Origin of the sequence: Cryobacterium algoricola (genome assembly GCF_004402485.1) — a bacterium.
In the GTDB taxonomy this organism is placed as follows: domain Bacteria; phylum Actinomycetota; class Actinomycetes; order Actinomycetales; family Microbacteriaceae; genus Cryobacterium; species Cryobacterium algoricola.
This window is the reverse complement of sequence record NZ_SOFG01000007.1, coordinates 20183-32530: the sequence shown is the minus strand read 5'-3', so window position 1 is coordinate 32530 and position 12348 is coordinate 20183. Positions and strand designations below refer to the sequence as shown.

Sequence of the window (12348 nt, the reverse complement as noted above, 5' to 3'; positions counted from 1 at the left end):
CGATGGGGGCGAAAAAAGGGGGCCGGGGAAAATTCCCCGACCCCCTCAGTGTGGCCGTTTCGGTGCACCACGTCGATCTCTGGAGCCGTGGCTCAGAACGACACCCCGCAGACCAGCGCCGCATTCGCGTACGGCGTGGCCTCGCCCGTGCGGATGAAGAGCTTGGCGGACGCGGACAGCGCCTTGAGCTCCTCGTGGCTGATGTACTCGATCCCGTCGAAGCGCTCCGTCAGCCAGGCACCCGCAGGGGCGCCCTTCGCCTCCTCGGCGGCGATGCAGTGCTGGAAGACCATCTCGCCCAGCAGGGCATCGAGGACCTGCTCGAACCGCGGAATGCCGTGGACGAGGGCGAGATCGATCACCGAGACCCCGGCCGGGATCGGCATGCCGCAATCGGCCAGGAGCACCACGTCGGTGTGTCCGAGGCGGGCCAGGGCTCCGCAGAGGTCCGCATTGATGATGCCGTTTCGCTTCATTTCTCCACCTCGGGCAGGTCGTCGTCCAGGCCAGGATATGACTGCTGGGTGCCGAGGGTGCGCACCGCGAACGCGCCGACCCTGACCGCGAGGCGCACGGCGTCGACGAGGCTGGAACCGGCGGCAAGCCGCCCGCTCAGCGCCCCGACGAAGGCGTCGCCTGCGCCGGATGAGTCGACCGCGGCGACCCGGGGAGAGGGAACCGTGGTCGTGCCGAGGGAATCGGAGCAGATCGCGCCCTGTTCTCCCCTGGTCAGTACCACGGAGGTCACGCCGGTGGCGCGGAGCCGGGACACGAGCTCGGCGTCTGCGCGGGGAATGTCGGTCCCGGGGTCGAGGAGCGCGAGGACCAGTGCGGCCTCGTGCTCGTTGACCACGAGCGGGTCGGCCCGCCGGATCGTGGCGGGGTCGACCGTGATCACCGGAGCGAGGTTGAGCACGACCCGGCCGGTGGCCAGGCGTGCGGCGGCCTCGATGCCGGCGGCGGGGATCTCGCCCTGCAGCACGACGACCGCGGCCTGGGCGATGAGCTCGGCGGCGCCGACGACGACGCTCTCTCCTACCGCGGCGTTCGCGCCGGGGACGACGACGATCGTGTTCTCACCGTCGTCGGCCACGGTGACGAGGGCGAGGCCGGTCGGGCCGTCGATTGCGGACACGGCGGACAGGTCGACGCCGGCCCGTTCGAGGAGCTCGATCGTGAGCGCGGCCACCGCGTCGCGTCCGGTGGCGCCGACGAGGCTGACGTGCGCGCCCAGCCGGGCCGCCGCGACGGCCTGGTTGGCGCCCTTGCCGCCAGGCAGGAATTCCATCGACCGCGCGATCAGGGTTTCCCCTGGCGCGGGGTGGCGCTCGACGACCATCACCTGGTCGACGTTGATCGAGCCGACGACGACGATCGGGCCGCCGTCAGCGGTGGGGGTGAAGGAACTCACTTGGTGAAGTCGCCCACGTTCGTCTTCGTGACGGTGACGACCTCGACGGGGACGGTCGCGTCGACCTTCTCGCCGGCGAGGGTCTTGACGGCCAGTTCGATGGCGAGCTTGCCGAGTTCGGCCGGCTGCTGGGCGATCGTGGCGGCGAGGGTGCCCGCCGTGATCGCGGCGAGTCCGTCGGTGGTTCCGTCGAAGCCGACGACCTTGATGTCGGTTCCGGCGCGGGAGCCGAGCGCCTGCACGGCGCCGAGGGCCATCTCATCGTTCTCGGCGAAGACGCCGGTCACGTCGGGGTGGGCCTGGAGCAGGTTCGTGGTCACGTCGAGTGCGGTCGCCCGGTCGAAGTTGGCGGTCTGCTTGGCCACGACGGTGATGTTCGGGTATGCCTTCATGCCCTCCTCGAAGCCGGCTCCGCGGTCGCGGCTCGCGCTGGTTCCCGAGACACCCTGCAGGTCGATGACGCTGCCCTTCTCGCCCATCGCGGTCGCGAGCTCGATCGCGGCCTGCTTGCCGCCTGCGACGTTGTCGCTCGCGACGAGGGACGCGACGGTGGCGCCGTTGACGGTGCGGTCGACCGCGATGACCGGGATGTTCGCGGTGTTGAGCGCCTTGACCGCCGAGCCGGCGGCATCCGAGTCGACGGGGTTGACGATGACGAGCTTGGCACCGCTCGACGCGGCCGTGGCCAGCTGGTTGGCCTGGGTGGCCGAGTCGTTCTGGGCATCCACGATGTTGAGCTGGACACCGGCGGCCGTCGCAGCGGCCTGGGCGCCGTCGCGGAGTTCGACGAAGAACGGGTTGTTCAGGGTGGAGACGGCGAGCACGATCTTGGTGCCGGACGCCGAGTCCCCGCCGCCCCGGCCGCAGGCGGTCGTGCCGACGAGGATGAGTGCGGCTGCGGTGGTGACGGCGGCGATTCTGCGGAAAGAGGACGACTTCATTGTGTGTTCCTTTGGGTTGGGCGATGGAAGGGAAAAAGGGGAAGGAGGGAGGACGGGCGCCGGCGGGTCAGCTGTTGCGCGTCTTGCGGCGGAGCACGTCGACGCCGACCGCGAGGGCGATCACGAGGCCGATGACGACCTGCTGCCAGAACGAGGTGACGTTCAGCAGGTTGAGGCCGTTGCGGATGACGACGAGCACGAGCGCGCCGACGAAGGTGCCCGAGATCTTGCCGAGGCCGCCGGAGAGCGACGCGCCACCGATGACGACGGCCGCGATGGCGTCGAGCTCGTAGCCGGCCGCGGCCTGGGGCTGCGCGGAGTCGAGCCGCCCGGCGAGGAGGAGCCCGGCGAGCGCCGCGAACAGGCCGGCGAGGGCGAAGACCGTGACGAGGATGCGCTTCACCGGCAGTCCGGACAGGCGAGCCGCCTCGGCGTTGCCGCCCACCGCGTACATCGACCGCCCGATCACCGTGCGGTTGAGCACGAAGGAGGCGACGACGGCCGAAAGCAGGAGCACGACGATCGGCATCGGGACGGGTCCGAGGTTTCCGCCGAGGAAGGAGACCTCGGGTGCGGTCTTGATCGGCCGCCCGTCGGAGATCACGAGGGTGAGTCCGCGGGCGACGCTCAGCATGGCCAGAGTCGCGATGAAGGAGGGCAGCTTGCCGTAGGCGTTGGCCAGACCGTTGACCATGCCGGCGAGGAGCCCGGTGGCGAGGCCGCCGAGCAGGGTGAGCCAGCCGGGCAGCCCGGCGGCGACGAAGAGCCAGCTGGACACCATGGCGGCGAGGGCCGCGACCGCGCCGACCGACAGGTCGATGCCGCCCGCGACGATGACGAAGGTCATCCCGAACGCGAGCACGGCCACGGTCGAGACCTGGATGCCGATGTTCAGCAGGTTCTGCCCGGTCAGGAAGTCCGGGGTGGCGATGAAGAGGGCGAGGCACAACACGACGAGGCCGACGAGCGCTCCGTTGTTGGCGAGGAATTTCTTGTAGTCGACGCGGCGGCGCGCCGGGGCCAGGGTAGTCGTGGACATCGGTGTCATTCCTTCTCGTGGGTCGGTGCGTTGTCTGGGGTGACGGCGGCGAGGGTGCCGTCGATCGTCGTGCTGTTCGGTTCGCTGATCGGTTCGTCGGATTCGATGTCGTCGACGATGGCGTCGATCTCGGTGCTGCCCGCCTCCCGGGCGGCGAGGGTCATCACGGCGTCCTGGGTCGCCTCCGCGGCGCTCAGCTCGCCGGCGATCCGGCCGTCCCGCATCACCAGGATGCGGTCACTCATGCCGAGGACCTCGGGGAGTTCGCTCGAGACCATGACGATCGCGCCCCCGGCATCCGTGATCGCGTTCATCAGTTCGTAGATCTCCACCTTGGCGCCGACGTCGACGCCGCGGGTGGGCTCGTCGAGCAGGAGCACGGTCGAGGCGGCAATAATCCAGCGGCCGAACACGGCCTTCTGCTGGTTGCCGCCGGACAGCGCGCCGACGGCCTGGTCGATGGTGTGCATCCGGATGCGGAGCTTCTCGGCGACGGCCTGGGCCCTGCGCCGCTGCCCGGTGAAGTCCGCGAGCCCGAGGCGGGCGGTCGACGCGAGCGTCGCGTAGCCGAGGTTGTCGTTGACGGATGCCCCGAGCACGAGCCCCTGTCCCTTGCGGTCCTCGGGCACGTGGCCGATCCCTGCCGCGATGGCGGCCGGGATGTTGCCCTTGGGCAGCCGGTGCCCGCGCACCAGAACGGTGCCGGAGTCATAGTGATCGACGCCCACGATTGCCCGGATCAGCTCGGTGCGCCCCGCGCCGACGAGCCCGGCGATGCCGAGCACCTCGCCGGCGTGCACGGTGAAGCTGACGTCGCTGAACGAGCCGCTCGCGCCGAGCTTGTCGACCGCGAGGATCTCGGCCGGGTTCACGAGCTCGGGGGCACGGCGGGGGAACTGGTCCTCGATGTTGCGGCCGACCATGAGCCGCACCAACTCGGCCTCCGGCGTGGACGCGGGCACCTCCGCGACGAACTCGCCGTCGCGCAGCACCGTGACGGTGTCGCCGACCTCGGCGATCTCGTCGAGGTGGTGGCTGATGAAGAGCATCGCGACGCCCCGGCGCCGCAGGTCGGCCATCACGGCGAAGAGCGCCTCGGTCTCGTGCCTGGTCAACGCGGCGGTCGGCTCGTCGAGGATGAGGATGCGCGCGTTGATGCTGAGCGCCTTGGCGATCTCGACGAGTTGCTGCTTGGCGATGCCGAGCTCGCCGACCGGGGTGTCCACGTCGACGTCGAGGCCGATCAGGGCGAGGGCGGCACGCGCCCGATTGCGGAGGGCGCGCCGGTCGACCATGCCGTGCCTGGTCGGCATCCGCCCGAGCATCACGTTCTCGGCGACGCTCATGGTCGGTACGAGGTTGAGCTCCTGGTGGATGGTGGCGATGCCGAGGTCCTCCGCCGCGCGGGTCGTCGGCAGTGTCACGACGGCGCCGTCGACGACGATGGCGCCGGAATCCGGCTGGTAGACACCGGCCATCATCTTGATCAGCGTGGATTTTCCGGCGCCGTTCTCGCCGAGGAGCACCTGCACGTGGCCGGCGTACACGCTCACGGTGACGTCCTTGATGACGGTCACCTGGCCGAAGATCTTGCCCACGTTCTGCAGGGTGACCAGGGGTTGTGGATTCATTTCAGTGCGTCCTTACGCTGTTATGACTGGCTGTGGGTGCTGTGGGCGGGGTCGCCGGCGTTCCCGCTGCTCCCGCTGTCGCCGACGACGCCGACGACGCCGACGACGCCCGGACGATCAGTTCGCTCGGCAGCACGACGGAGGCGGGGGTGCCGCCGTCGATGACCTGCAGCAGCAGGTCGACGGCGGTGCGGCCCATGTCCGCGACGCTGTGCGAGATGACGCTCAGTGCGGGGTTGAGCAGCGCGAACCATTCGATGTCGTCGAAGGCGACCATCGCGAGGTCGACGCCGAGCCGAACCCCACGGTCGTGCAGGCTGGCGATGGCGCCGACGGCCATCAGGCTGTCGGCCACGAGCAGGGCGGTCGGCGGCTCGCGGAGGCCCAGCAGGGCATGCACTCCGGCCGATCCGCTGGCCGCCTGGTAGTCGCCGAAGTAGACGAGTGCGGGGTCGGCGCTCAGCCCGTTCTCGACGACGGACCGGGTGAACGCGGCGAACCGGTCGCGCCCGGTCGAGCTGGCTTGCGGGCCGGAGATGTAGCCGATCCGGGTGTGCCCGGCCACCGCGAGGTGCTCGACGGCCTGGCGGATGCCGGCCGTTCCGTCCGTCGTGACGCTCGGCACGTCCATGCCCGCGATCGTGCGGTCGACGAAGACGGTGGGGATCTCGCGGGCGATCAGCGAGCGGATGCTGTCGCTCCCCGCCCCGACGGGGGCGAGGATGATGCCGTCGACCCTCCGCGAGATCAGGGTGTCGAGGTACCGGTCCTGCTGGTCGGCGCGTTCGTTGGCGTTGCCGAGCAGCGTCACGTAGCCGTGCAGGATGGCCGCCTGTTCCACGGTGTGTGCGAGGTCGGCGAAGAAGGGGTTCCGCACGTCGGAGACGAGCAGGCCGAGGGCGTTCGTCCTGGCCCCGCGCAGCGCGCGGGCTTGGGCGTTCGGCCGGAAGTCGAGTTCCGCCGCGGCGGAGGCGACGCGGGACCGCGAGGCCGGGGACGTGGCCGGGTTGCCGGAGAGCACCCGGGAGGCGGTGGCGACGGAGACGCCGGCGAGCGCTGCGACCTCGCGGATCGTGATCGCGTTCATCAAGCTCACCTCATTGTGTGATCGGGCCGTACCTCGTGGAAACGATTCCATGGAATCGTTTCCATACTAGGACGCTCCCCGTCGGACTGTCAACACCCCTCCCGCAAACCGCGTTTTCCCACCCCATCCCTTCTCGAACGCTGCGATACTCGGGAGAGACCGCCGGCACTCGTCCGGGGGGACGAGTCCCGCGCGCACGAGCGTCGAAGGCCCTGCTACCGAAGTTCGTGTCACTGGAGCGGACCCCATGTCCCGCACACCGCAGAAGCCCGCCGATCTCACGCATCCGGCGCCCCCGATCACCGGCTGGCATTCGGAGAACCACTGGCCCGCCCCGGAGACCGTCGTGGTCGCCGACGACCGGATGACCGCGGACGCGGCCTACCGCCTCGCCAAGTCGGGCACCGGGATGCTGTGGGCCGGCGACTTCCAGAACGCCCGGCAGCTACTCGGCGCGCTCGCCCGCCGCATCGACCACATCGACACCGCCCGCCGTCGCACGCATCCGCCGCGCCGCGGCCCGGCCGCCCTCTTCGAGCGGACCAGGGCCGACGCCCACGAGCGCGCCCGGCTACTCGGCCTCGTGCTGATCCCGCTCGACGCCGACTACACGATCGCCCTGCGCCGCGCGCCAGACGCCCGCGCCGCCTGCCTCGAGACCTACGGCCCGGCCGGCCGCACCGCGACGGTCACGTCGCTCCGCGAGCTGCTCGGAGTCATGGGCGCCCACGAGTGGCGGGTCAGGGGCGTCGATGTCCCGGCGCTCGGCGGCAGCATCCACGCGCACTACGGCGTCTTCTCGCCCGTGCGCGGGGAGTACCTCGACCTCGTGCTCGCCGCGCCGCTCCCCGCGTCGGCCGCGACCACTGCGACCGGGACCACGGCGACCGGGACCACGAACGCGGCAGCGGATGCCTCGCGCACCGCCTTCGACATCGGCACCGGCACCGGCGTGATCGCCGCGATCCTCGCCGGCCGTGGCTTCGATCGCGTGATCGGCACGGACACGGCCCCGCGGGCGCTGGCCTGCGCGCGCGAGAACGTGGCCAGGCTTGGCCTCACGAAGACGGTCACGATCGAGGACACCGACCTGTTCCCCTCGGGTCTGGCCGACCTGATCGTCTGCAATCCGCCGTGGATCCCCGGCGCCGCCGTCACCGCGACCGACCACGCCGTCTACGATCCCGACGGGCAGATGCTGCAGGGCTTCCTCTCCGGCCTCGCGGGCCATCTCACTCCCGGGGGCGAGGGCTGGCTCGTGCTCTCCGACATCGCCGAGCACCTCGGCCTGCGATCGAGGGACGCCCTGCTCGACCAGTTCGACGACGCCGGTCTCGAGGTCGTCGCCCGCCTCGACACGAAGCCCGTGCACCGGAAGGCCGCCGACGCCGACGACCCGCTGCACGCGGCGAGGGCCGCAGAGGTGACCTCGCTCTGGCGGCTGCGCGCGGGATCCGCCCCCGAGCGCCCGTGACTGAAAAAACACAAGGCGGGCAGAGGATTCTCTGCCCGCCTTGTGCGGTGAAGCGGTGAAACGGTGAAACGGTCTAGCGAGTGACGACCGTTACTTCGCGTCGACGGTCAGGAGCGGGCTTCCGACCTGGACGTGGCCGGAGGCGGCCGGCTCGACGGGCCCGAACTTCCGGGCGTTCGTCACGAGCACCGGAGTGACGAGCGAGTAGCCCGCAGCCTCGATGACCGCGCGGTCGAAGGTGACCAGCGGGGTGCCGGCTTCGACCCGGTCGCCGGCGGCGACCTTGACGTCGAAGCCCTTGCCGGCCAGGTTCACGGTGTCGATACCCACGTGAATGAGCAGTTCGACGCCGCTGTCGAGCAGCAGCCCGAAGGCGTGACCGGTCGGCTGCGCGACGAGGACCTTGCCGGCCGCGGGGGCGTAGACGGTGTCCTCTGTCGGGTCGATCCCGACGCCGGGGCCGACGATTCCCTTGCTGAACACGGGGTCTGGGACCTCGGCGAGCGGAACGACGATACCGGCGACCGGCGAACCGATCGTGGCGAGCAGGGTGGCGACGGCGGTGGCCGTGCCGGTGCTGGTCGCTGCGGCAGTTGCCGTGGCGACGCCTGCGGTACCGGCGACTACCGGTGCTGCGACGGATGCGGCGTGCGCGTCCTTCTTGGCGGTTGCGGCGTCATCGGCCTCGACCTGGGCGACAACGGCCGCCTTCTGCTCGGGCGTCTGGTAACCGGAGAGGATCACGAGGACCATCGCAACGATGAACGATGCGGCGACGGCGATCGTGTAGAGGGGGATGTTGTCGAACGCGGGGATGGTCAGCAGCGAGGTGAACACGAATGCGCTCGTCTTCACGCCACCGCCGATTCCGATGATGACACCGCCGACGAGGCAGCCGATGAGCATGCGCGGGTAGATGCGCTTGAAGCGCAGGTGGATTCCGTACAGGGAGGGTTCTGAAATACCGCCGAGGAGACCGGCGGCGAGCGCGCCCGTTGCGGTCTGCTTCATCTGCTTGTCACGTTCGCGGATGGCGATGACGAGCACACCGGCGGTTGCACCGAAGCACGCGAAGTTCCAGGCGCCCATCGGGCCCTGGATGAAGTCAAACCCGAGGGTCTGGATGTTGAGCAGCATGACCGCGTTCAACGGCCAGTGCAGTCCGAGCGGAACCATGAACGGGTAGGCGAGCGGGATGACGACCGCGAAGATGAACGGTGAGAAGTCATTGATCGACTTGAGGAAGTTGCCGAGAGCCGCACCTCCGTAGACGCCGAGCGGGCCGATCAGGAAGGCGGTCAGCGGGATCATCACGAGCATGAGGATGAACGGCACGAAGATCAGCTGGATGCTGCTGGGGATGATCTTCTTCAGGCCCTTGTTCAGCAGCGCGAGCACGCCGGCCATCAGCAGCGGCGGGAACACCTGCGAGCTGTAGTCGGTCACGGTCAGCGGCAGGCCGAAGACCTGCACGATGGTTGCGTGGCCGTCGAAGACGGTCTGCGCACCCTCGGTGAGGCCGAGGGACGTGAAGCCGGGGAGCATGACGACGGCCATGACGCCGAAGCCGACCCACGGGTCCGCGCCGAGCTTCTTGGTGGCGTTGTAGGCGACCATGAGCGGCAGGAAGACGAAAACGCCCTTCCACATCAGGTTCACGAACTGCCAGGACGGGTCGAGGGTGACGCCCGGGGCGTTCCACGCCGGAATGACACCGAGGGTGGCCATCAGGGCCATGAACGTAATGAACAGCGAGGCGCCGAGCAGGGCGCCGAGGATCGGGCGGAACGAGTCGGACAAGACCTCGAAGAACGTGTCGAGCCAGGCGAACTTGCCGCGCGGGCCCTGTGCCCGTCCGGCGGCCTTCATGTCGGCGACGGAGTCACCGGCGGCGGCTTCGCCGGAGCTGATCCGCTTCATTTCGGGCAGCGCCATAATGTCGTTGTACACAGTCTCAACCGCTCCACCGATGACGACCTGGTAGCGTTCGCCCGCTTGGGGGACAGCGCCCAGAACGACCGGGATCGCCTCGACGACCGACTGGTCGATTCCGGATGCATCCTTGAGCTGGAAGCGGAGCCGGGTGGCGCAATGGGTCAGACCCACGACGTTTCCGGCACCTCCGATACTTTGAATAATCTCTGCAGCAGGTTTCGACGCCACCTTGGACTCCTTTGGGTGTGGATTAAGGACGTGTGTCTCCGGTGGCACGGCTCAGCGCGACCGTGTGGGCCGGCTGAGAAAGTCGTGTGGGTTTTCACACATCATTAGCAACGTACACGATCTTTGTGCACATCTCACCTCCGGTTTAGGCCGTCGCGACGAGCGCACGGACCGTGAATCGTTTCAGGACATCGCGAGCGAGATGACGAGCCAACCCGACTCGCATCCCCAGCGTCCGGGGCCGACGCCGGCCGGTCGGGCGCGGCATATTCACGCGCGAAACCGACCGAACACAGCGATTCGCTGCGGAAGCCCGCATGAAAACGCCGTCTGTCCCCGGATACGCTGGGGGCGCGCGCCGAGAAACGCGTTCACCCCGCCGCGACCGCGGCACTCACGAGGACGGGAGGTTCCCATGTCGAATTACATTGCAGATGCACTGGTCGGTGAGCCCGAGGTTCTCGAAGACGCCGCGAACCTCGCGACGTCGTCGGAGTGGCTCCGGCTCAAGGCGGCCGCGACCGCGATGCAGGCCATCCAGGCGAAGGACGGCTCGGTCCCCGAGCCCACCGACCGGGCGGATGCCGCCGGCCACGTCGCCGTGATCCGCTCGGCCATTGAAGAACTCGCCCCGCACTTCCCGCACGACGCCGGCTACCTCGCGGCGCTCGACCGTGATTTCGCCCGCTGGGCGACCGAGGACTTCGGCGTGCCCGACTTCTTCGACTCCCTGATGGAGTTCCAGCCCCAGGCGCACCGGGACGCCGGAATCCGTCACCTCGTCGTCTTCCCGATGTACACGCAGAACGGCAGCACGAACCGGCTGGTCGAGGCGGTCCTCGTCGAGGTGATCTGGCCGGAGTTCGTCGCCGAGCTGGAGCAGGAATACACGAACAAGCTGTTCGTGCCGATCCGGTTCCTCGACTTCACGCCCGGGTACGACACCAATTCCGCGGTGCTCTTCCCCGAGACGGTCGCGATGCGGGAGATCCCCACGTTCACGTGGGGCGCCATCTTCGCCGACCGTGAGGCCGCCCGGTTCCGCAGGGTCGTGCGCGCGGCATCCGCCATCACCCGACTCGAGGTGCCTGCCGGCCTGTCCCTGCTGCTCGAGGACCAGCGCCTCGCCGAAGAGACCTTCGTAATGTGGGACCTGATCCACGACCGCACCCACATGCGCGGCGACCTCCCCTTCGACCCGTTCATGATCAAGCAGCGGATGCCGTTCTTCCTCTACTCCCTCGAGGAACTGCGCTGCGACCTCACCGCCTTCCGCGAGGCCGTGACGATCGAGCGCGACGACAACGCGAGCCCGGAGGCCCGCAGGCACGCGAGCCTCGTGCAGTACGCGGTGATCTTCGACCGGATCTTCCGGTTCGCGATCAGCGGCAGCCGGGTACGCAACTACGACGGCCTCGGCGGGCAACTGCTGTTCGCGTGGATGCACCAGCACCATGTGCTGCACTGGACGGACACGGCGCTCACCTTCGACTGGGACGCCGTCCCCGATGTCGTGATCGCCCTCGGAGCCCGGATCGACGAGCTCTACTGGGCCTCGATCGACCGGCCGAAGAAGGCACACTGGCTCGCCGCGTACGCGATGGTCGCCGAGACGCTCACTCCGAACCCGGCGTCCACCTGGGCGCGCGGGCTGCCCATCGACGTGCTCGCCGGGCCGCCGAAGGGGTACACCGACCTCGTCCTCGACGACGAGTTTCCGCTCTCGATGTTCTTCGAGGCGCTCGACAAGAAGATGAAGACCGTCATCGAGTCGACGGCCGGCATCACCGGGCGCGACTAGGCCGGGCTGGGCCGGCGACGATGACCGAAGCAGTGGATTCCGCGCGCCGGTCCGTCGCCGGCCGCACGGTACTCGTCGCGGGCGCGACGAGTACCGCCGGCCGTGCGGTGTCCGCGGCGCTGGCCGGGGCCGGCGCCCGCGTGATCGTCGTCGGCTCGAACGGGCAGCGCCTCGACGCGCTCGTCGAGAGCGTGCCCGGCGCATTCCCCTACGTCTGCGACCTCGCCGACCCCCCGGCCGTCACGGGCCTCGCCGAACGCGTCCATGCCGATCACGGCATGATCGACGGGCTCATCCACCTCGTCGGCGGCTGGCGCGGCGGCGGCGGGCTCGCCGGGCAGTCCGACGAGGACTGGGCATTCCTGCACCGGAATATCGTCACGACGCTGCGCAATACGACCCGCGCCTTCAACGCCGACCTGCTGGCCTCGCCGGCCGGGCGCCTCGCCATCGTCTCCTCGGTCTCGGTGGGCACCCCCACCCCCGGCGGCGCCAACTACGCCGCGGCGAAGTCGGCGGCCGAGACCTGGACCCGCGCCGTCGGCCACGGCTTCGCGAAGGCTGCCCTGCCGAGCGGCCAGACCGCCGCGACCGCGATCTTCGTCGTCCGCGCCCTCGACGGCCTCGAACCCGAGCTCGCCGAACGGGTGGTCGCCCTCTGGGACGTGCCGGCGGCATCCGTCACCAACACCCGCATCCCCCTCGGCTGACCTCCCGGCCACAGATAGTGGCCAGCCGGCCCTGCGACCACTAGCCTGAACGCACAGACGCACCAGCAGCGCACCAACCGGCACCATCGAC

At 69.5% G+C, this 12348-nt stretch carries 10 protein-coding genes; 3 read left to right on the top strand and 7 right to left on the bottom strand.

Annotated features, from left to right (window positions below; all coding sequences use genetic code 11):
- Positions 1 to 92 precede the first annotated feature (92 nt).
- The 6 genes from rbsD to E3O44_RS04880 all read right to left on the bottom strand — a co-directional run bounded on the left by rbsD (position 93) and on the right by E3O44_RS04880 (position 6109).
- Complete coding sequence (gene rbsD / locus E3O44_RS04905) at positions 93 to 476, bottom strand: D-ribose pyranase (protein WP_134533134.1); 384 nt, start codon at positions 474 to 476, stop codon at positions 93 to 95.
- Entirely contained in the window at positions 473 to 1411 is a 939-nt protein-coding gene (locus tag E3O44_RS04900; protein ID WP_134533133.1) for a ribokinase, read from the bottom strand. The genes rbsD and E3O44_RS04900 overlap by 4 nt, the downstream gene beginning before the upstream one ends.
- Positions 1408 to 2352, bottom strand: coding sequence for a substrate-binding domain-containing protein (locus tag E3O44_RS04895; protein ID WP_134533131.1), 945 nt, complete (start codon positions 2350 to 2352; stop codon positions 1408 to 1410). Before E3O44_RS04895 ends, E3O44_RS04900 begins: the two co-directional genes overlap by 4 nt.
- Before the next feature lie 67 nt (positions 2353 to 2419).
- The gene (locus E3O44_RS04890) at positions 2420 to 3391 is read right to left on the bottom strand and encodes an ABC transporter permease (protein ID WP_308196438.1); all 972 of its coding nucleotides are present in this window, start codon (positions 3389 to 3391) and stop codon (positions 2420 to 2422) included.
- A 5-nt stretch (positions 3392 to 3396) separates the two neighbouring features.
- Positions 3397 to 5022: a sugar ABC transporter ATP-binding protein gene (locus E3O44_RS04885; RefSeq protein WP_134533127.1), complete on the bottom strand. Its 1626-nt coding sequence runs from the start codon at positions 5020 to 5022 to the stop codon at positions 3397 to 3399.
- 1 nt (position 5023) lies between these two features.
- The gene (locus E3O44_RS04880; protein ID WP_134533125.1) at positions 5024 to 6109 is read right to left on the bottom strand and encodes a LacI family DNA-binding transcriptional regulator; all 1086 of its coding nucleotides are present in this window, start codon (positions 6107 to 6109) and stop codon (positions 5024 to 5026) included.
- Positions 6110 to 6356: 247 nt separating this feature from the next.
- Here E3O44_RS04880 and E3O44_RS04875 point away from each other — a divergent pair, with 247 nt between their 5' ends.
- Positions 6357 to 7583, top strand: coding sequence for a methyltransferase (locus E3O44_RS04875; protein ID WP_134533123.1), 1227 nt, complete (start codon positions 6357 to 6359; stop codon positions 7581 to 7583).
- A gap of 90 nt (positions 7584 to 7673) precedes the next feature.
- On the opposite strand, the gene E3O44_RS04870 is transcribed toward E3O44_RS04875, so the two are convergent.
- Positions 7674 to 9689 (bottom strand): glucose PTS transporter subunit IIA, encoded by a 2016-nt coding sequence (locus E3O44_RS04870; protein ID WP_372488133.1) that lies wholly within the window; start codon positions 9687 to 9689, stop codon positions 7674 to 7676.
- A 472-nt stretch (positions 9690 to 10161) separates the two neighbouring features.
- Here E3O44_RS04870 and E3O44_RS04865 point away from each other — a divergent pair, with 472 nt between their 5' ends.
- Positions 10162 to 11547, top strand: coding sequence for a DUF6421 family protein (locus E3O44_RS04865; RefSeq protein WP_134533119.1), 1386 nt, complete (start codon positions 10162 to 10164; stop codon positions 11545 to 11547).
- A gap of 20 nt (positions 11548 to 11567) precedes the next feature.
- Positions 11568 to 12257, top strand: coding sequence for an SDR family oxidoreductase (locus tag E3O44_RS04860; RefSeq protein WP_134533117.1), 690 nt, complete (start codon positions 11568 to 11570; stop codon positions 12255 to 12257).
- Positions 12258 to 12348: the final 91 nt, after the last annotated feature.